The following is a 20,692-nucleotide window of genomic DNA, read 5'->3' as shown; positions in this document are numbered from 1 at the left end:
ATATATTAAGAATTGAACGTCAACTCATAAACCGTTCAAAAAACAAAAGTTTTATCATTTAAATTTCTGCTCACAAAACATCCCCCGCCACCCAAGAGCCGATGCTCCGGGCGGCGGGGGATTTTTCAGCCGATCTTGTCGTACAGTGAGGTGGGCAGCCCGGCGTCGATCAGGGCGGCCTTTTTCTCCGCCGACTTCTTCAGCCCGGCGGTCGCGGCCTTGTACGCGATGTAATCCGAGATCGGAACACCGGCCTTGTCTGCCTTTTCCGACCACTCCGGGTAGCTGACCAGCCAGAGGAGTTCCTGCTGGTCTTTTGTCAGCCCGCTTTCCCGGATGGACTTGGCGGTTTCGGCTATGGTCAGGCCGCCCTCACCGTCGGAATTGTAGGAACTCTTCCCGGAAGCGTACTCCAGATAGGTTTCCGGATCCATCCCCTGCCGGTATGCCTCGCGCACCTTGTCTTTGTTGAGTTCTCCCCGGTACTGTTCATAAAGCAGCAGGTACTCCGCCTCGGACAGGCCAAGCTCCTTCTTTGCGGCCTGTGCCAGCGCCACATACGCCTCGCTCTCGTGCTTCCCGTCCGTGACCTCCTCCGCCGCCACATGCCCAGCGTAGGCGTAGGCCAGTTTGAGCGCCTCGGCCTTCTGCTCATCGGTCATGCTCCGGTATTCGTCGCTGTTTATCATGTCCATGGCCAGGTCGTATGAGGTCTGCCCCTTCACGGTGGCGTAGGAAACGTATTCCTCGGCGTTCAGATAACGCTTCTGATTCTCCGCATCCTTGGGATTCTCCTTGTAGGTAACCTCGACGCTCTGTGGGGTACGCTTGGGCACGACGCCGCTCTGCCCGGCGCGCAGCAGCCGCTGGATCTCCTTGTCCGCTTCCGTGGCGTTCTTCTGGGAGGAATACCAGGGGGCAAGGAAGTTTTCCACAGCCCGCGGCAGAAGCGTCCCGTTGCTCTCCGTGCGTCCCCAGCCGTCTATGTACGGGATCTGTTGGAAGTCGAAGCCCGGCAGTTTGGCCGATAGCTTCCCAAGCCGCTGCTGCACGTCGGTTGGCATAGCCGCCGTCTTGTCCCGGAATGTGGTCATGCGAAGATCCTCGGAGGTACGCTCAATCTGTCCCCCCAGCGTAGAAGTAAGGCCCTGCGTCAGATAGCTGACCAGCGAATTGAGCATCAGATCCGTCAGCGGATCGTCCGAATAGGAGATGCTCTCCAGCTGGCTGTTGATCCCCTGCATCATGGACATTTCCAACATGGGGTTTGTGATGGATTTGGCAGCTTCAAGGACGGCCCAGATATCATAACCGCGCTCTCCGGCCAGCTTTGCAAACTCCACACCCATGAACATGGGTCCGGCGGCAGGAGACAGCCACTCCAGAGTGCTGGAGTTACCTTCCGCATCCACATAGGCGTAGTTTTGCCCGCCGGTCAACAGGTTCAGCTCTTCCTGCTCGTCATCGTCGTCCGGGCCGCCCACAAGCCGTCCTGCGTTATACAGGGCGGCGCCGAGGGCAAACAGGCCCGTTCCGGTCAGGCTCTTTGCCAGGCTGTCCACTATGTCGGCCCCCGTCACGCTCTTGCTGCCCAGCGCCAGCCGCCCGCCGTTGACCAGAGTGTTGATCAGACCGAGAGGGCTGTACTCCTCCATGCGCACCACAACGTTTGCGGGCGTTTTCAGAAAGGGTGCCGTGCCTTGCGCGGATGCATTTCCAATGGCCTCCGCTGCGTTCTTCGGATTCCGGAATACCCCGCCCATCTTTGCAATTGCACCGGAGACGGCGTTGTTGTCCCGGAAGGTTGCCTGCTGGGCCTCGCGGATCGCGTATGCCCTCGCATCATCCAGCAGCCCGGCGTCCACGGCCCCCCGCTCCATCTGGTCTGCAATCACGCCGTGAGCGGCCAGATACTGGCCCATGGCGTCGGCGTAGTTGATCCGGGAGAACAGGAGGTCCCCATACTCCATGGCAGCATTGGTTGCCTTTCTGTAACCCTCCAGTCCTGTCCACAGCACGTCGGTCGCCTTCCGGGCCGCCTTGGCTGCCCGGCTGCTCGTTGGAAGGGTCCCCCAATCGCCGTTGTTCTTGAAAATGGTGCGCTTTTCGTCGATCTCTTTTGGGAACCTTCCGTTCCTGGAGCTGTACTTCTGCTCTCCAAGGGCAGCGCTCCGAACCTCTTTGTAGTCGTTCCAGGCGGCCTTGAAGAGCGCCGGGTCGTAGACGAACGCCTTCATCTTCTGGTACTTGCCCTTCGAAGCTCCAGACACCACAAACTCAATTCCCGCCGCAACCCGATCCTTGACGGTGCGCAGACCGAGCATTGTGGCGTTTCCCGTTAAGTTCTTCGCCTGTGTCTTTAAGTTGCCCAACATGCGGAGATAGCGCAGGGCGTTGAACTTGTCCATCGGAGTTGACGGGATCTGGTCGGCAATGTTCTTCCGGATGGCATCCAGCGCCGCGTCCCGCCCGGCCTGATCCTGCGCCTGCAGGAACTGATCCACAAGCGCCTCGTCGATGTTCAGGTCCGGGGCCTTGTCCCCATAGCGCTCCGCCAGCTCCCCGCGCAGGTTCTCCACGCTGCGCTGGATGCCATAAAGCTGGCCCTCCGGGGAAAGCTTTTTCAGCATTCTCTGCGCCTGCATGGCCTGCGCAGACTGCGTCGAAAGGGTTGCGTAGTCGGTCAGGATGTCGATCACCGCCCGGCTGTCCCCAGCGTTCATTGCGTTGTTCAGCAGCAGCTGGCCAAGGGCCATCGTGTGCTTTCCTGCCTTCCCGCCCGCCGCCTGCTGGTGGAAGGACTCCCGCGCAGCGTCCCATCCCTTGCTCTCTACGGTCTGGCGCGCCCGTTTTTGGGCCGCCTCATCCGTGATGCGGTCAAACGAAAACTCGCCGTTGGCGATGGCCTGTTCAATGACCTCCACCGCGCTGTCCGGCGTCGCCCCGGCCTCCAGGACGGTGGCTGCGGACTTGGGGATGCTCCGCCCCTGGAAGTCCTCCACCGGAACGTCCACCGGGCGGGCCGCCTTCTCGCCCTCCGGGTGGAAGCGCTCCGACTGGTTCTGCAAACGGTTGTAATCCCCGGCAAATCCCGCATTCGCGGCCCCTACGCCGTCATCAAAGGCTTGCCCACCGGAATTTTGGGCATACTGGGTATTGCCCTTTGCGGATGTATCTGCTATAATGGGGGCAGAAGAAGTTGGGCTTGCTTGGTATGTTCCGGTGTCATTGATGCCGTTGCTGCCGTCGGTAAGCCCGGCTTCGGGAGACCCGGTCCTAGCGGGCGGCGGATTTATTCCGTTGACACCGTGGGTGGACGGGTCTCCTTCTTTTTGTATCTCGGTAATGTCATGGAACACGCGCCCTCGGTCGGTGACCTTTGTCTTTACCACCCCGGAGTATTTGCCTGTTTCCGTCTGGAACATTACATAGAAATTGTCCCACCCTCCGGTCGCCTCCGGATGGTGACCGTCATCAACGGTATTCAGCAGGAATACTGCAGGTTCAAGCGTACTGTTCAAATTGGCCCCGGCTGTCATTTTTGCAGTCTTTAGCTCACCAGAAAACCGCTGTGCCGGGAATGTGAACTCACGAATCCCACCGCGGTCTATGTAGACTTTATGGTCCCGGCCTACGCTCAAAACCTTCCCTCGGAACAATCGGTTCATATACTTCCGTATTGCAGACGGGATCTTGCTTTCCGTAACCTGACTGCCGTCCTCATCAACCAGCGCTTCTGCTGGCATGGAAATATGCGGCACCTGATATTCTGCGCTCGGCATACTGCCAACTGTTTCACGAATCGTCGGCCTTGCCCCTGGGTTGATTTTCCCCGTCTCCCCCGTGGATGCGGTTTTATTTTGCCCTGCCGCCTCCACAGCGCCCGCAGGAGCGGCGTTCATTGTCTGGATGGGATCGGTGTTGACCGGCTGTGTTTGCACCGCCTGTGCGCTCTCAAAGGGCGAGCCGGGGAGGCCCTGCACCGTGCGCTCCACCATGGGCAGGGTGCTGACCGGCTGACGCAGTCGGTTGGCAGCCGTGCCGAAGCCGCCGAACACAAGGCCGGAAAAGGCACCGCCCCCCGCCGAGCTGGCCAGCTCAGACAGGGAGAACTCCGCTTCCGGGTCGCGGGCTGCCTTGTCCGCGATGTAGTTCATCACATAGGACAGGCTCTCCTCCCCGGCCTCCACGCCCGCCTGCTTCAGAAGGTTTTTCAGCGCGCTCTTCCCGCCGGTCTTGATGAGATCCATCAGGTTGTCCAGCGGGATCTTTTCCGTCGCCGCCTCGATGCCGCCTGCCGCCAATCCGCGCACCAGCGCCTCGCCCGGCGCGACGCCGCGCTGGTTCAGCTCAAACGTCTTGTCCGCCGCGGCGATTGTGCCCATGGCCGCCAGCGGAAGGGCGGGGTTGATCAGGCCAAGCGGAAGCAGCGCCGCGTTCTGTCCAATGCTGAGACCCTGCTCGGCCAGCCACCGGGGCGCGCCCTCCATGCCCTGCAGGGCGTCCTCCTTCGTCTGCAGGGCGTGCAGCATCATCTGCGAACCGGTCGAATCCTGAGAGACCGGCGTATCCACCTTCGTCTCCTCCAGCATGGCCCTCAGCCTGTCCCGCTCCTCAACGAGGGCGGGATACGCCGGGTTGTACTGGTTGACCGTGTACTTCAGCTGGTTTTCCACCTGCGCCAGACGGCGACTGGCCGCCTGACGCTCCGGGTTGCCTGCTTCCTCCTCATTGTTCGCCAGATACTGCTTCGCCGTGTCCAGCATCACCACGGGCGCGGCGGCGAAGGTCTGCCCGAAGCTGGCCGCCCCATTGTTCAAACGGGCAAACGGGGTGGTCGGCTCTTCCTGCATCGCCCGCTCTCCCATGGCTGCCCAGTCCCGCTCCGTCTCAGGGTCATAGGGGGCCATGCGGCTGCGCCGGTTCAGGTTGTACTGCGCCGCGTCCAGCCGCCGCTGTGCCTTCGCATCGGCCAGCTTTCTTGCCTCCAGATTGCCGCTCGCGTCCAGCATCGTTCCCTGCGCGTAGGAATCCTCCCGCGCCGCCTTTTTCTCCGCGGCGGTCGGGAGCAGGACGATGCTCTTCTGCGCCGCGGCGTCCTCCCGCGCCGCCCTGCGGTCGGCCACGGTGGGCAGGGTCTGGATCACTGGGAGGGTGGTCACGGTACGCGCGCTCTGTGCGGCAGGAGCGAGCGGAGCCACCGGGTTCACCCCGGAGGAGAGCAGCGTTTTGGCCGCGTCTGCCGTCGGGGTAGACCGCGTGGCTTCCGCCTTTCCGGATGTTTTGGCTCCACGGTCAAACTGTTTGAGGCGCTTTTTCAGATTATCGTCCTGTTTGTCCAGTTTCGTCCAATCAATGGCCATAGCGTCTCCTTTTTAAACAGCGTATCCATACTGCCGCAACAGTTTCCTGGCATCATCTTCCGTAATGCTCCCAGCATTTAACGCCGACTGAATCAGGGCTTTTGCTTTGGATGGGACGGAAGACGCATTCGAGCTGTCCTCCAGCCGGGACAGGTTTGCCACCAGATTGTAATAACCGGACGAGCTGCCCGTCTCCTGCGCATCCGGCTGTCCCTTGTCCGGGTCGTACCCGTATGTGACGGTCAAATACGCGTCGTTGTATCCAGCCTTGTGGAACGTGTCCACAACCTCGTCGGTGAACTGCTTCGCCTCCGCCATGGCCTTTGCCGTGGTGAGCGTCATGGACGTACCGCTGCCTCCGCCGCCCCCTCTGGAAGACTTGCCTGTGCTCTTCTGGTACAGCGCCGCCGTCCCATTCGTCCAGGGAGTGCCCATGTAATATTCGTAGGCCTGCATCACGTTGGGCGTGATGTTCCCCGCCTCGATGGCGCTGACCATCTGGCTGTAGGAGAGTACCGGCTCGCTTGCCGTCCGGCTCTGCTGATAATAGGCCGTCATGGCCGCGATCTGGTCGTCCGAATAGCCAAGGGCCTTGTAGCCGGAAAAATCCCCGATCTGCGCCAGCGTCGCGGCGGTCTGGAGCGCCTGCTCCTGCGCATACTGGTTCTGGCTGGCGTCAAAGCTCTGCTGCCACTGGTTCTGGCGGATGGCCATCTGCTGCCGGGCCAGGTCCTGCTCCGCCTGCCACACGATCATTTCCCGGTAGGCCTCGTCCACCCGCACCTTCTCCTGGTAGAGCTGCTGCACCAGCTGGTAGTTCCCCTCGGCCTGGGCCTGGGCGATGGCGTTGTTGTAGTCGATCTCCGCCTGGCTGCGCTGCAGCTCCAGATCGGCCATGCTGTTGGCCTCGGCGGTGTTGATGCCGGACAGGTCGTTCTGCAGGGCGTTTCCGAAGGCAAGCTGCGCCTGTCCCCCGACCCCGGTGTTGAGGCCGTTGGCCGCGGCGTATTCGTTGAACGCCTGCTGCTGGATGGCCGCCTGTGCCGCCGCCTGATTGCGGGCGCTGGCATACTGCGGCGCGATGGAAGCCTGCGTGCGGTCCAGCCCGGCCAGATTCTTTTCGTAAGCCGCCCGCAGCTCGGCCAGGGCAGCTTCCTGCTGATACCGGTTCATGGCCTCGATGTAGTCAGAGTAGTCGTTAATGCCGTAGCCGCTCAGGCTGCCCGCCGTACCGCCCGTCCCGGTTCCCACTGTCGTGGGCAGGGCAGCAGATTGCCCGTTCCCCGCCCCGGTAAAGGGAACTGTCTGACCCGCCGTCCCGGTCGGATTGGGCACGAGCTGCCCCGTAACCGGGTCCCGCGTCACGCCGGTGCCCGCGTTCAGCCCCACGCCGTAGCTCTGCCCGTACAGGGCGCTCTCCGGGTCGTAGAGCAGGCCGTTGTTCTTGTACTCCCGGATAAACCGGTTGACCTCGGTGTTCATGTTGAACGCGCCCATGTTGTTGTACTGCTTCTGAAGGGCCGCGTAATCCACGCCAACGTCCCCGCCGTCCACCGCACGGCCGTTTCGGATGTTGTTCACAAACATGTCGATGGCCACGCCCACGTCCATGCCGGTGTTCCGCGCCAGCTGCACAATGTTGGGCAGATAGTCCTCCAGCCGGATCGTGTTCCCCGCCGCCTCCGCCGCGTCCAGGTTCCGCTCGTTGGTGGCCATGGTGCCCAGGTAGAGGTTCCCCACCCCCCTCAGGTCGTTATTCGCGTAATATTGCTGGTACTGCCCCCCGGCCACCCTGTTGATGTCCTCCGTGGCGTACTGCTCCTGCTGCCCGGCGGCGCGGCGGATGGCATTCGCCCGGTCATTGGCCAGCTGCATCCCAGCCGCATCCCCGCGGGCTTTGGCGTCGTTGTAATCCCGGCTGTAATCGGCAATGGTCTTCCCATAGCTGTCCGTGCCCGCCTGCGTGTACGAAGGCACACCGGAGGTTCCAACACTCAGCGGTGTGAGCTGCGGCGTCTGCCCCGGCTTGCTGATCCCGATGTCCGGTTTCAACGGCGTGGGATACGCAGGCTTTTGGACGGGCCTGCTACCGGAGTAGCCCCCGTCGTCATACCGGCCCGGATTGGACACCATGCCGGACGTGCCGCCGGACTGCACCCTTGCGATATCATTGCTGGCCACCTGAGCCGCCTGCCCCTGCGCGGTGCGGATGGCGTTGGCCCCATCGTTGGCCGCCTTCATCCCGGCGGCGTCCCCGCGGGCGGCTGCGGCGGCGTAGTCCTTCTTGTAGTCGTCGATCGTCTTGCTCGGTGCCGCCGTCGGCGTGTAACGCTCGTCCGCCGTGCCGTTGCGGCGGTCATAGCTGCTCTGGCTCCCGCTGCCGGACACGGTGGACGAGTTGGTCTTCTTTTTCAGGGGGTAGTCTCCGTAAACAATCGCCATAACCGGCTCCTTTCCGTAAAAAAAGAGGACGCCGCGCCGTACCGGCACAGCGCCCCCAATACTCTATTCCTGCGTTTTCGCCCCGTCGCCCTTGTCCCGCATGGCTTCCAGGGCGTTTTTGATAAAGGCCGGGTACGGTACCCCCATCAGCGCGGTGTTCTCCAGGATGGACAGCCCCTCGTTGCCGATGAAGAACAGGCAAACGGCAGTTCGGATGTAGGCGGCACCGGTCAGGCAATCCAGCATGGTGGCTACCCACACCAGCATCAAAATCATACATTTGCGCACGAGGCCCTTAAAGCCCGCCCGGCTCTCCAATGCCCCGGTCTCACTCTTGCCGGAGCGCTTGAACACCCCGGCCACGATCAGGCCGGTCACGTAGTCCGCCGCCATCAGCCCGATGAGCACCTGCAAGGCGGCATCCCACCCTCCCAAAGCATTTGCAACAAACGTCCCGAACGCGGCCAGGGCAGCCAGCACGGCGTTTTTGATGTGTACAACGTTCTCCATCATGTGCCCTCCTCACGCGTCGATATGGTGGATACCATATTCCTCCGCGCAGACGTGCTCAATTTTGCATCCTCTGGCCTCGTTCCATCCGGGAGCAAAATAGGCTATATCCGCCTTTGCCAGCAGTTTCAGGCTCTCGCCAAGGTATTCCAGGGCATGGCTCATATCAGAGGTGCCGAAGAAGCTGTCGATGACCTCCACCTCTTCACCCAGCGCGTCCCGTGCCGACTGCACAGCATCTGCCCGCTCTGCCAGGATTTCTTCGTCTGTTTTGCCTCTCATAGGCTGGGAAATAAATAGTTTTTTCATACGCCCTCCATCGCCTTGGCCAGCTTGACCAGCAGCTCATCGCCCCAGCGGTAGCTCCACAGGTAATCGATGGTGGTATCGCTCAGACCGGCCTTGGATTTCAATATGCTCTTGGCTTCTTCTGTCGTCATTGCGGTCTCCTTTTCCTTGTACAGCGGCATGGTTGGCGGGTACTGCCCGGCCAGGATCATGCTGCCGGTGTATTTCCCGCCGCCGCTCCATTGCAGATGCGGGCGGTCGGGAAAGGACTTCCACCGCCCGCCCCACTCGAAGCCGACCCGCTCCCCAAGCTCCCCGGCCCGCTGGAAAAACGCCGGGTCGGAGTATTCCTGCCCCTTGACGTTCTTACAGAAATCGAAGGCCAGCCCCACGCCCTGGGCGTGGAAGGTAGGCACACGCCCCTTGCTGGTCCCGTTCCGGTAGCAGTATTCCTGGTACGCCCGGTCCCGGACCGTGCCGGTGATGCAGACCGCAAGGCCCGCATCCCGGCACAGCTGCATCCAGACCCGGCAGTTGGCCGCCACGTCCGCGCGCAGGTCGTCGATGTCCCGGCTGTTAAGCATCGCGCTTGCCGGGCTTGTCCCCGCTGATGGGTCCGGGGTCGCTCGCGCCCTCCATCAGCTTGACCATGGCGTCGTAGTCCTTGGCTGCCCAGAGGGCGCACAGGGCCTTGTAGTTGCCCCGCATGGTGCGCAGCCAGGCATTGAGGCCGTCGTTAGCGGCCTTGCGCTCTGCCTCATCCATAGCGGAATACGCCTTGCCGATGCGGGGCCAGTCCACCTGATGGGCGATGGGCAGCTCGGCCATGGCGTTGACCTCGCGGCCCTCGCGGATGTTCTGCATGCACCGGTCTGCGGCCACGCCGAGGTCGCAGTTGTTGGCTTCCCCAACAGCAAAGATGGCGGGGGTCAGGAGGTTGAAGTTGATGGTGTTTTTCATGATGATCTCCCTTTCTTTTTTCGCCGCCCAACGGCGGTCTTTTGCTGCCTATAAAAAACAGCCCCGTCCTGCCGGTTGACAAGACGGGGCCGTGTGGTATAATGTCCGTAGAAGGGCGCTGTTGCATGACGGTTAGCCCCAAGACGTTAGCTAAACGGATGAACCGCTAGCCGCTCGGATGCCGCCGGGCGGCTAGCACGCTTTTATGGAGAGTATGTAGGCCAGACCGGCCAGACACACGCAAAACCTCAGAAATTGCTTTCCTCGGTGCCCCATATCCGCATCACCCCCTTTCGCAAGGGAGTGGCTAACCGCCATTCTGCAACAGCGCCACGGCCATTATAGCCTCAAGCGCCGTATCCTGTCAATTCCCGCCGCCCGCACTGGGCGGCGTTTTTTAATTAAAACTGCATCCTATATCGTTTAAGCGATAATAGCGTATTGTAACTTATGGTATAGGTTCCGGATTTGGAAAACCCGTATCCGGAAAGCGTACCTGCGTTCCTGCAAAACATGATCAGCAGGTATCTGTCGGTATCGGCGATATAAATTGAGTCTGAATAATATTGATATGATGTAGACTCACGCGACAGGTCCATCGCAGTTCCATTGCCGGAAAGTGTATAAGTTCCCTGCGCAAGGCCATTCGCTGTGCTTCCGGCATCTACCAGCGGGATAACCGATTTCCCGCCTCCCACCAGGATCGGATTGAAGATCGGCATCACTGCACCTCCTGGACCAGGACGTTGTAGGTCAGGTCAGCGGTCGGAACTTCGGAACATGTGAAGGTAAGACTGTCTGCGGCCTGTGCGGTACAGCGCACTCCGGCGGTTCCTGCCGCTTCCCAGCTGGCCGGTGCAGGGGACGGCGTTACGGCGTTTGTGGCGGTCACACCGGTCGCCGTCACCGTCTGTGTCTTGGCGGACGCATCCCAACCGGAGGCTGGAATGGGGATTTGGAGCGTCTTCGGCTTTCCAAATGAACCAGGAACCACAAGCGAATTAAAAACCGGCATCACTATACCTCCTGAATTAAAACGTTGTAGTTCAAATCTTTGGATGGAATGCTATCGCAATAGAACGATAAAAAATTTGTGGATTGGGCGAGACACCTCACGTTTGCGTTCATGGCAGCGTCAATACTTGTTGGAGCTGGAGCGACAATAATTATATTGCTGGTAGACACTCCACTCACAGTTGGGTTGTACAAGAAGCCATCCCCAGCTGGGCTCCAAGCTGACATTGGAAGTAGGACAGAGGCGCTAATCGGCTTTGCCGCTGACACATCCACATACTCCTTGCTGGCCGCCATGTCCGGCTCGGTGGGGAGGTGGATACCGCGCAGGGTGCTGGGCTGGAAGGCGGATACCCCGTCCTGCCGGTAGCCGAAATCCATCGTGGCAAAGTCCACACCATCCTGTGCGCTGACGATTACATCCCCGGTGATCGTGCCGCCGCTTTTGGCCAGCTTGGTGTCCGCATACTGCTTCGTGGCGGCGTGCAGGTTCGCGGTCGGATTGCCTGCCAGGGTCAGCGCGCCGGTCATGGTTCCGCCGGACGTAGGCAGTGCGCCGATATCCTCCGCCGCAAGCAGTTCGGCGTAATACTGGCATCCATCTTCAAACATTTCGAATACACGAGTGCCGTATTTGGTATTACTGAAAAATGAGACTTGTAGGCAGTCTGTAATTTGGTTAACGTAGCCCAGTTGTAACTGATCGTACGCCGTTCCGTATTGCGTCGTAATCGGCGTACGGGCGATCACACTCCGGCCAGCATTGACCGCAGCAAAAACCTCCTCCACGGTATGATCTGCCGTGCATGCAAAATTCCCAAAATCATCCTGCTCTCCAAGCGTAAAGGTAACGTACAGCACGTTCTTCCCGTCCGCGTAAGCAAACACGTCCTGCGCCTTGCCGGTAGGGTCATACGTAGAAGCGATCATATCGCCGCTGCCGCTCCCGGCGGGCCCCTGCGGGCCCTGGGGCCCCTGCGGGCCGGTATCCCCGGTGTCCCCCTTGGGGCCCTGTGCCCCGGTGGCCCCGGTCTCGCCCTTGTCGCCCTTCGGAATCTGGAAGGTCAGTTCAATGCCGCCCTGTGCATTCGTTCCACGGGTCACGGAAGCGCTGCTCCCGGCTGCCCCGGTGGATGCCTGCACGGTCATGTTGTTGACCTTGCCAGCCGCCGTGTTCGCCGCGGCTGTGGCGCTCTCGCTCTGGGCCTTCAGCGCTGAGAACTCGCTCACACGTGCTGTTTCGGCCCCGGCGCGGGCCTGCTCGGCGGCCGCACGGGCGCTTTCCGCGCCGACGCGGCCGGCTTCCGTGCTCACCCGGCTGCTCTCCTGGGCGGAGCGTGTGCTCTCCGCGCTCCCCCGGGCGGTCTCGGCAGCGCTCCGCGCCGCTTCCGCGTCTGCCCGTGCGCCCTCCTGCGTGGCCCGGGCGCTTTCCGCCGTGACACGCAAGCCCTCCGCACTCGCGCGGGCAGATTCTGCGCTCATCCGGGCGCTCTCGTTCGTCTGGCGCTGTGTTTCCGCCGCCGCGCGTGCCTCTTCCTCGGCTACCGTACCGCTGAGGGCGGGGAGCAGGGTATCGTTGAGGTAGGTCTTGATGGTGTTCCCAGACTCGTCAAACTTGGCCTTGAGCTGGGCCGCCGTCAACCCGCCCACGTCATTGGGCTCGTCGTCCAGCTTCTGGATGATGTCAAGATCGCTGTCCAGCCCCGGGATCACCAGGGACTGTACGACGTCAAGATCGCTGTTGAGTGGTGTAAGAGACATGGTATCCTCCCGTCACTTTACGTCTCCCGTGTACCGCACCTGAAGGTCAGCCGACAGGATGGTCGCGGTGGCGGAAGACGAGTTCGATTCAAAAATCAGCTTGTAGAAGGTGAACTTCTTGACCTTCATCCGCACCCGGATCACCTGCGGCTTCCGGTTGGTCCCGAACGACCAGTGCGCGAAGTTGGCATGGCTGAGCGTCACAAGGCCGGACGCCACGATCTTGCCCACATAGTTGGATTTGACGTTGGACTCGGCCTTCATGGTCACGATGGCCTGCCCCTCCGGCTTGATGGAGACCCATACGTTGGAGGAATACTTGCGCTTCCAGTCCTGCCCGAAGTCCATGGAGCCGGACTCCCAATAGGCGTCGATGGGCGCGAGGTCGTCGTTCCGGTAGTCCCGGGACAGATGCATGATGCGCCCGTCCGGCGTCCCGAAGTAGATCTCCCCGTCCACCTCCGCCATGCCCCGCACGGGGAAGTGGTCGTAATAATACCAGGTGTCGTTGGCATAGTTGTGTACCAGCGCCCGGTCGCCGTAAAGCACGTAATACTCCTGCCGCCCCTCGTCGTCGAAGGTACGGGCCCCGGTCAGGTCGAAGTCGGTCAGGGTGGCCTCCACCCGGTCGCTCAGGCGCTTTGCGTTGCGCTCGTCGCGGGTGGAGTTCACGGTCAGCGCCCACTCGTATACGCCGCGCCCGTGGAGCGTCCTGGGGTTGTTGTCCACCAGCCGGGCCTGTCCCGGCGCGGCGCAGCCGATCTCCCGGTTGAGGGAGCTGGTGTAGAACGCCGCCGTCACACGCCCGTCCGCCAGCGTGACAGTGGAATACTGGCAGGCGTAGGCGGAGCCGGTCTTGAACACCAGCATCCGGTCGTAGTGGCGGATCATGGCGGTAATGGGCGTGTTGGCGGAGTCCACTGCCATCACGTTCAGGTCGGGGAAATATTCCGCCGTTGGGCTTCCCGCGCTGTCCAGGCCGCTGTAGACGGCCTGATTGGTGCCGTCCCCGTACAGGAACACCCGGCTGTCCGAAGCGCCGTTGTACAGCTCCGCAAAGCGCATGGCCGTCACGCCGCTCCGGTTCCCGTCCCCCTTCCGCCAGGTGATGGTGACGGTGTTGGTACCCTTGGCGGGCGCAGAGGCGAAGGTGACCTTTCCCGCGGCGGTATCCGCCGTCCAGGTGACGTCCGTCCCTTCTACGGAAAGGACCTCGTCGATCCCGGTCTCCACCAGCATGAACTCGGTCGCCGTCCCGTCCGGGGAAAACTGCTGCCTGCGCTTTCCGGTCAGCTTGTTCACGCTCTCCAGAAGCGTCCCTCCGCCGGAGGGCGCGGTCGCCGTGGCCACAATGGGCACGTACCCCTCCACCGCCGCCACGCTGCCCGTCCCGGTCCAGCAGTAATACTCCGACCCGGTCAGCAGATAGACCTTTTTTGCAAAGCCGAACAGGAAGGTCTCCGCGTCGGTGATCTCCCCCAGGTCCGTCTTGGTCCATGCAGACGCATCCACATCCCACAGATGCCCGCCGCAGGCGCACAAAAGGTGGAACACACCGGCTACATGCCCCGCCCAAAGCCCGCGCACCGGGTGAGCCGTCCCATCCTCACCGGTTGCGGCCAGCGTCACCTTCGCGCCGTAGCCCGGGCGGATCTGCAGGTGGTTTTCCCGCGTGATGCGGAAGTTGCGCATCTCGGCGGCCTCGCCGGTCTTCAGGCCGGTGTCCCCGTCGGGCGACTCGTTCAGCCCCAGCCATTTTTTGATCTGCAGGATCTTGGCGTCGTCGCTGACGTCGATCTTTGCCATACTACCACCTCGCAAACCGGCCCATGCCGATGCCGCCGTACAGGTCTTCGATGGCCTCGCTCCCGGCTGGGATGGAGCGGTGCGCCTCGTCCAGCAGCTCCTCGTAGCGCTGGTTGAAGTAGGCCGCCATTTTCGTGTTCTCGTCCAGCAGCAGGTGGGCCGCCAGCCCGTAGGGCATCACGCCCTGGCAGATGCCGTCGTCCAGCCCGATGGGCGTCGTAAAATCCGTGATCAGCGGGCAGACGGGCCGTTTCCCCGGCTCCGATACGGTGTAGGTGTCCGAGGCCGGAAAGCACTCCACCCGCAGTATGTTCAGGATGGCAAGGGTGCGGTTCTTGTACTCCCTGGTGTCCGCCGTATCCACCGCCCCGGTGCTCTCGTTGGCCTCGTCCATCAGGTGGATGGCAAGCTCAAACACCTGCATCGCCGTTGTCGCCATAGTTCGGCCTCCTTCACAAACCGGAAATCGAATTTTTGTTCGATTATCCGGTTGAAATCGTACATTCGTTCTGGTAAAATCACCTTACAGGAGGTGACCCTCACCATGCGTCCATTTTATTTGCACATCTATCCTATCTGGTGCCTTATGAGCGCACTCCGACGCAGAAGGCGCAGGTCCAGGGACCGGAACCTTGAGCGGATCCTTCAGAAAAAACTGGACTATTTGGAGTCCTGCAAGCGCAGCGGCGTCTCGCCGTATGACGGTCTGGATGAGGCACTGAACAATTTCTATCAGAAAAAATTGGGGTAGGGCTCGGAGTTTGGCCCTACCCCGATGACGTTTAGACCGTGAACTCCGTCACGCCGGAGTTCAGCATCCCGGTCTTGGCCGCGTAGGCCTTGATGACGGTGCCGGAGGCAAGGCCGGACAGCGCCTCCGAATAGGTCTGCGCGGTGCCGGAGGTCTTGGGGTCGGTGCCGTCGGTGGTGTACTTGATGCTGGTCGCGTTGGCGGAGGTGATGGTCCAGGTGCTGGAGCTCTTGGCGATGACGGGGTTGGCCTGGGCGCTGGCGGCCGCCACGTCCACATACAGGCCGTTGGCCTTGGTGCCGATCACAAAGGCGTCGTGCATAAAGCGGCACTCGGCCACATCGCCGTCGATGCCAACAGGGTCTCTCTGCACCCGCAGGGTCTTGAGCTTCATGGGGTCCACAGTGGCGTTCTTGTACTTGATGAAGAAGTTGACCCCGGCGGGGAAGTACACGTCGGGCACCCGGACGATCTTCATGCCGTCCAGTTCACCCACCACGCCGTTGCCAACGCTCTTGCCGCCCAGCTTGTCGATGCCGACAATCTCGGAGGCCAGCTTGACCTTGATGTACAGGCTCTCCTTGATGAACAGGGTGCGGTTGGTCAGGGGCACAAGCTTGTTGCTCATAGCTGCAGTGCCGTCCATGACCTTCTCCACGATGTTGGCCTTGGTCAGATCTGCGCTCTCCGCAGTTACCAGGCCGGCCCCGTTCATCCATTTGGAGAAGCGGTACTTGTCGATCAGGGGGGTGGCCTGCTCGTCCCAGTTCATGCGCAGGCGCTTGGTCACCTGCTTGATGTTGAGCTGCTCGGCGTCGTTGCCCGCGTCCACGGAGAAGGTGAAGCTCTTGTCCTGGGTCATGGTCATCTCCTGCACCGTGTCGCCCAGCTCGGTCAGGCTGCCGAAGCGGGTGGAGCCGGAGCGGGTGTAGTCGCCCACGGGCACGGAGTCCACGGAGTAGATCTTGATGCTCTTCACGCCGGAGAAGTCATAGCTTTTCCCGGCGTATGCGTCGGTCAGGGAGCGCTGGGTAAAGCGCTCGGCCACCTTATCGGAAAATTTGCTTGCAAGATTGATTGCCATAGGTTATCCTTTCTGACTTTTAGTCGTCCTCATTCCACCAGCGGTCGATGTCGTCCTTCTTGTCCCCGCCTGCGGGGTCGGACAGGCTGCCGGTGGTGCGCTGCTGGTTCTTCCGGTTCTGTCGCTCGGCGGCCAGCTCCGCCTCGAGCTGCCGGTTGCGGTGCATGGTGTAGGCGCTGACCAGGCTCTCGCCCTGGGCCACCTTCTCCCACACCTCTTTGGGGATTTCCGTGGTCTTCACGCCGGGGTAAGCGCCCAGGAAGGCGGCAAAGTCCTTCCGCTGCGCCTCCTGCCGCTGCCGGGCCTGATCGGCTTCGGCTTCCTGCTGCCTCCGCGCGGCCGCGGCCTCTGCGTTCTGCCGCTGCAGCGCGGCCTGCTGTTTTTCCACGGCGATCTGCGCGTTTGCGGTCTGCTCGTTGATCCCCTGCGACATCAGCTCCCGCCTGCGGCAGTAGTCCAGATAGTCCCCAACGGTCATTCCGTTGCGCTGGGCGTAGCTGCGGACCAGCTCCAGCGCCGGGTCGGCCTCCTGCCGGTACTGGAGCAGCTGATCCCGCTCCTGACGCACCGTATCGTAGTCCCGGCCCTTCTGGGCCAGGGCCACCATCTCGTCCTGCGTCACCTGAAGCTGTTCTCCCCGGTACTTCAGCGTGAAGAGCTGGGGCTGGTCTGCCATTTCCTCTTCCGCGCTCTGCTCCGGGGGCGTTTCGGTTTCCGGGGCCGCAGGCTGGTCTGCCTGCTGCTTCGCGTCTTCCGGCTGGTCTGCCGTCTCGTGCGCCCCGTCCTCCACCATTGCGTCCTCCCCTTCGGCCCAGGCGGCCTCCAGCTCGGCGTCGTCAAAGGTGTTGGCAGTCGTCGTTTCGTCCATAAAAAGCTCCTTCCCCGCCTGGTCTGGCGGTTGGTATCATAACCGGCTGGTCTGCCGGAGGGATTCGCCGTCCTGCTGCGTTTGGGTCAAAATGCCTGCTGCATCTTCCGGTTCAGGATGCTGTGCCCGGCCTGCAGCGCCGGGTCGTATGCCTCCCCCTCGCCCGTCATGGGGCCGGGAGCGCCGCCGGAGGGCGCCATACCCATCTGACGGGCCTGCCGCAGCTCGTCCAGCAGCTCCAGCTGTTTGGCGATGTAGCCGTTCGGCATCCGTTCCAGATACTGCTCGATGGTGATCTTGTCGGCCATCAGCAGGTTGTCCAGGGTGTTGACCTGGGCGATCTCGCTCCAATAGGCGCTCGCGCCAACATCCAGCTTGAGGGAGAGGGGCAGCGCCTCCAGCTGCCCGGAGAAGTCGAACAGCTGCGGCTGCTCCGCCGCGCCCCGGGCGATCCCGAGTTCGGCCATGGCCTGTTCCTCCGCCTGTGTGGGCGGCAGCTCCACATAGCGCGTACCGTAGTAGACCCGCATCAGGTCCAGCCAGATCAGACCAAGGTCCTCCAGCGCCTGGTACAGGTCCTGCTTCACCATCTCCATGGGCACGGAGGAGGACTTCTGCAGCGCGATGATGGCGCTGGTGTTGTCCGGCTTGACGTTGCCCAGGGCGGCGTCGGTGGCCCCCATGCACTCCTTGGTGGTGGAGATCGTCAGGTCGATAAACTGGCTCACCTGGGGGGAGATCACCGCCGGGTCCATAACCTTGGCCACATCGTTCAGGCCCCGGTCGCCCGGATTCACCGGGATGGCCGCGCCCACGCGGGAATCCCATTTGTCCACCCGGCTCTTGTCGTACAGGATCTTCGGGTACGCAGTGGTCATCTGGGACAGATAGGTCATTGCGAACATCTTGTTGACAAAAATCTGGTTCGGGATCAGCCCGGTCACCGCCGCCTGCCCGTGGTAGCAGTTGCGCACCGCGTCCCAGCTCAGCCACACGATGGGGTAGCGCTTCTGCCCGGTGTCCCATTCCGGGCGCACCACCGCGTCCCGCACGGTCTTGACCGCCCGTACCGTCCCGCTCCCGCGGTCCTTCCACAGCCGCATCAGCGTGGTCACCTTCCCGTCGGTCATGGCGTCAAAGCGGTCGTTGGCCTCGTCGTTGTCCGGCTTGACGGCCTCCGGGTCCTGCCCGTTGGCCTCCGCCTCCCGGCGCACGTCCTCCAGCAGCTCCCGCCGGGAGAGCAGCAGGTACGGCTGGCTCTGCACCTCCCGGTCGTTCGGGTTGCCGAAGATCACCCGCGTGTTCTCCAGCAGCTGCACGCGGATGGCGCCCTGCGCGGCCTGCCCGGTCACCACCTCCGGGTCGAACCAGCTGTAGATGCAGCCGTCCCCGTCCACGGCGGCGTTGCGCATAAAGCCGCGCACCGTCCGTCCGATCTTGTTCTGCTCGAACAGGGCCTCGAACTGTGCGTTGATGATGCGGCATACCCGCTCCACATCCCCCGACGCCGTCTGCCCGCTGGAGGGGAGCGGAGACGCGGCCAGCTTCAGGTTGTCGGTGGCCACGCTGGCCACCAGGAACAGCACGATCCGCCGGATGAAATCAAACACCGGCGTGGGCAGCCCGTTGGAGACCACGCCCTCCCATTGTTTCCCAATATAGAAATTCTCGTTGTTCTCCACCGTGTCGTACAGGTTCAGCTGGGTCTTGAAGTCGATGCCCTTCTCGTATTCCTTCCAGACCCGTGCCGGGTCCACCTTCTTCGGCCCCATCAGCGCTCACGCCCCCTTCCCGGCTGGTAGCCCAGAATGCTGTGGATGCCCTGCTGCAGCCGCTTGTCCTCCAGCGCGCGTGCATCGTCCTCGTCCGGCCCTGCGCTGATGCGCTCTGCCAGTGCGTCCACACGGGCGTTCAGGCGGTCCTGCTTCCGCTCGATGCGCTCCAGCGCGTCGAGGATGCGTTTGAATACCATGCTCAGCCTCCGATCATGAATGTGTCGTAGTCGATCCCCTCGTCCCAGTCGTCCTGCTCCGGCTCCTCCGGCTCCTGCCGGTCCCGGAAGGCGCTCCAGCGCAGCGTCTGACAGAGGTAGCGCATCTGGTCCATGCTGTGGTCGTGCTCCTTGAGCGGCGCGTCCTCCTGCTTGTCCTCGTCCCAGCGGTAGGCCGCAAACTCCTCCAGCGTCTTTACGCAGCTCGTGTGGAAGCGCAGCCGCCCGGCGGCCAGCAGCGCCCCGGTAAAGCGGATGCCGTCCAGCACGCGGTTATTGGCGTCCATCACGTGGAAGCGCCCGTGCCGCCGGATGCACTCCTTGAAGCTGGCGGCGGACGGGTCGATGAGGATGCACTTCACCGGCGTGCCGCCCGCGAACTCCTCCAGGTCCCGGTAATACTCCTCGTCGGTCTTCTGGCGGCCCTCGGCGCGGCTGTCGTGGTAGTATTCGCGCTCCATGACCGCCCCGCCGTCCGCAATGCGCCACAGCCCCATGGCGGTCGGGTTGATGGTCCCGTAGTCGATGGCGATGTAATACTCCCCCGGCCCGCCCCGCTCACTGGTCACGTGCCTGGCGCGGTCGAACATCGGGTAAATAAGCCCCTCGGCCAGGCACCATTCGCCCAAAATGTAGCGGTCGTAAAATACGCCGGAGTACAGCGCCTTTGTCCGCTCGATCATCTCCCGCGTCAGCACCGGGTTGTCCTCCAAAAGGAAGTGCAGGTGCCGCACGCCGCTCCTTGGCGTTTTGATCCACTCCTGGTAGAAATAATGCCCCGGGCTTTCCGGGTTGCAGTTGAACCAGTATTTGGGCCGCTCACAGGCGATGGCGCGGGCCATGGCCTGCTCCACAAAAGACCGGGGCATCAGGGCCACCTCGTCGAAGAGCACGCCCGCCAGCGTGATGCCCTGGATGAGCATGTAGGAGGACTCGTCCTTTCCGCCGAAGAGGTAAAACCAGTTGACCTTCCCGCCGCAGCGCACGGTCAGGACCCGCGTGCTGACCTTGTAGTGCATGGAGTACGGCAGATCCGCGATCTGCTGGAGGGGCTGCAGCACGTTGCGCTCAGCGGACTGCACCGTCTTCCCGCAGATGCCGAAGTTGGTCCGGTCAAAGCGCTCCATGGCCCAGATCACAAAGGCGGCCACCATTACCGTCGTCTTCCCGCTGCGCACCGCCCCGTCGCAGATCAGCGCGTAGTCGTCCGACAAAACAAAATCCAGGATCTGCGCCTGTTTTTCCGACAGATGCTCAATTTGCATGGCGTCTCTCCCGGATCGCCGCGATCAATGCGCTGTGTGCGCCGGCCTGTGCGGTGTTCCCGTTCTCCTGCGGGTCGCTGCGCCATTTGCCCGGCCTGCGGTTCTTCAGCCAGAAGATGATTGCCGTGGTGTCCGGGATCACCTGCTTGACCGTCTGGATGACCTTCTTCCCGTCCTTCTCGCTGATCTCTATCCGTTCTTCCGTGTATTCGTAGCCAAGCGCCCGTTTCAGCAGGGCGTTTTCCACTTGGATGTCCACAACTTCCTTGCCCTTTTTTAGGGCCTCCGAAATCTCAGGATACTTGTTCTTCCAGTCATACAGCGTCGCCGGGGTAATGCCCATTTTTTCAGCCAGCTGCTCGTCCGTCAGCCCGTCGCGGGCCCATCCCTCCAGTAACAGGAGCCCATCTGGTTCCAGCCACCTCCGGTACTTTCCTTTCGCCACAATCGGCTCACCACCTTTCGGGTAAAACAAAGAGCCGCCCCGCCGTAGCGTTGCAGCTCTTGGAATGATTGGTGCCGCCTCCAGCCTCATGCGGCGAGGAGCGGCATATGGCGGACAGTAGGTTGTCCAGCCGCCCATTGGCATT

General features: G+C 62.1%; 16 protein-coding genes. All 16 read right to left on the bottom strand.

The window, feature by feature from the left end; translation table 11 throughout:
• Positions 1 to 125: 125 nt before the first annotated feature.
• Positions 126 to 5,363 carry a hypothetical protein gene (locus H8S57_RS15625; RefSeq protein WP_186908928.1) on the bottom strand — a complete coding sequence of 1,746 codons (5,238 nt, stop codon included), beginning with the start codon at positions 5,361 to 5,363 and terminating at the stop codon, positions 126 to 128.
• Between the two features lie 12 nt (positions 5,364 to 5,375).
• Positions 5,376 to 7,805, bottom strand: a complete 2,430-nt coding sequence (locus H8S57_RS15620; RefSeq protein WP_186908927.1) for a hypothetical protein — start codon at positions 7,803 to 7,805, stop codon at positions 5,376 to 5,378.
• 63 nt (positions 7,806 to 7,868) lie between these two features.
• Positions 7,869 to 8,315: a phage holin family protein gene (locus H8S57_RS15615; protein WP_186908926.1), complete on the bottom strand. Its 447-nt coding sequence runs from the start codon at positions 8,313 to 8,315 to the stop codon at positions 7,869 to 7,871.
• 12 nt (positions 8,316 to 8,327) lie between these two features.
• Positions 8,328 to 8,624, bottom strand: coding sequence for a DUF4406 domain-containing protein (locus tag H8S57_RS15610; RefSeq protein ID WP_186908925.1), 297 nt, complete (start codon positions 8,622 to 8,624; stop codon positions 8,328 to 8,330).
• Positions 8,621 to 9,187 (bottom strand): M15 family metallopeptidase, encoded by a 567-nt coding sequence (locus H8S57_RS15605; RefSeq protein WP_186908924.1) that lies wholly within the window; start codon positions 9,185 to 9,187, stop codon positions 8,621 to 8,623. The genes H8S57_RS15610 and H8S57_RS15605 overlap by 4 nt, the downstream gene beginning before the upstream one ends.
• On the bottom strand, positions 9,180 to 9,563 hold the full coding sequence (locus H8S57_RS15600) for a hypothetical protein (RefSeq protein ID WP_186908923.1): 384 nt from the start codon (positions 9,561 to 9,563) through the stop codon (positions 9,180 to 9,182). The genes H8S57_RS15605 and H8S57_RS15600 overlap by 8 nt, the downstream gene beginning before the upstream one ends.
• A 401-nt stretch (positions 9,564 to 9,964) precedes the next feature.
• On the bottom strand, positions 9,965 to 10,285 hold the full coding sequence (locus H8S57_RS15595) for a hypothetical protein (RefSeq protein ID WP_186908922.1): 321 nt from the start codon (positions 10,283 to 10,285) through the stop codon (positions 9,965 to 9,967).
• A 295-nt stretch (positions 10,286 to 10,580) separates the two neighbouring features.
• On the bottom strand, positions 10,581 to 12,338 hold the full coding sequence (locus H8S57_RS15585; protein ID WP_186908920.1) for a hypothetical protein: 1,758 nt from the start codon (positions 12,336 to 12,338) through the stop codon (positions 10,581 to 10,583).
• A 12-nt stretch (positions 12,339 to 12,350) separates the two neighbouring features.
• Positions 12,351 to 14,144, bottom strand: a complete 1,794-nt coding sequence (locus H8S57_RS15580) for a hypothetical protein (protein ID WP_186908919.1) — start codon at positions 14,142 to 14,144, stop codon at positions 12,351 to 12,353.
• Between the two features lies 1 nt (position 14,145).
• Positions 14,146 to 14,583: a hypothetical protein gene (locus tag H8S57_RS15575; RefSeq protein WP_186908918.1), complete on the bottom strand. Its 438-nt coding sequence runs from the start codon at positions 14,581 to 14,583 to the stop codon at positions 14,146 to 14,148.
• Between the two features lie 343 nt (positions 14,584 to 14,926).
• Positions 14,927 to 15,979: a chitobiase/beta-hexosaminidase C-terminal domain-containing protein gene (locus H8S57_RS17890; RefSeq protein WP_186908917.1), complete on the bottom strand. Its 1,053-nt coding sequence runs from the start codon at positions 15,977 to 15,979 to the stop codon at positions 14,927 to 14,929.
• A 19-nt stretch (positions 15,980 to 15,998) separates the two neighbouring features.
• The gene (locus H8S57_RS15565) at positions 15,999 to 16,847 is read right to left on the bottom strand and encodes a hypothetical protein (protein WP_186908916.1); all 849 of its coding nucleotides are present in this window, start codon (positions 16,845 to 16,847) and stop codon (positions 15,999 to 16,001) included.
• Between the two features lie 86 nt (positions 16,848 to 16,933).
• Positions 16,934 to 18,619 (bottom strand): portal protein, encoded by a 1,686-nt coding sequence (locus H8S57_RS15560; RefSeq protein ID WP_186908915.1) that lies wholly within the window; start codon positions 18,617 to 18,619, stop codon positions 16,934 to 16,936.
• A complete protein-coding gene (locus H8S57_RS15555; protein WP_186908914.1) occupies positions 18,619 to 18,819 on the bottom strand; it encodes a hypothetical protein in 201 nt (66 codons plus the stop codon). The genes H8S57_RS15560 and H8S57_RS15555 overlap by 1 nt, the downstream gene beginning before the upstream one ends.
• Before the next feature lie 2 nt (positions 18,820 to 18,821).
• On the bottom strand, positions 18,822 to 20,102 hold the full coding sequence (locus H8S57_RS15550; protein ID WP_186908913.1) for a PBSX family phage terminase large subunit: 1,281 nt from the start codon (positions 20,100 to 20,102) through the stop codon (positions 18,822 to 18,824).
• Positions 20,092 to 20,692 (bottom strand): transposase (locus H8S57_RS15545; protein ID WP_369807643.1); only part of this gene is annotated, 601 nt, incomplete at its 5' end. The genes H8S57_RS15550 and H8S57_RS15545, both read right to left, overlap by 11 nt.

This window comes from Lawsonibacter hominis (assembly GCF_014287895.1).
Classification (GTDB): Bacteria; Bacillota; Clostridia; order Oscillospirales; family Oscillospiraceae; genus Lawsonibacter_A; species Lawsonibacter_A hominis.
The sequence above is the reverse complement of the archived record's forward strand: the minus strand, read 5'-3'. Positions and strand labels throughout refer to the sequence as shown.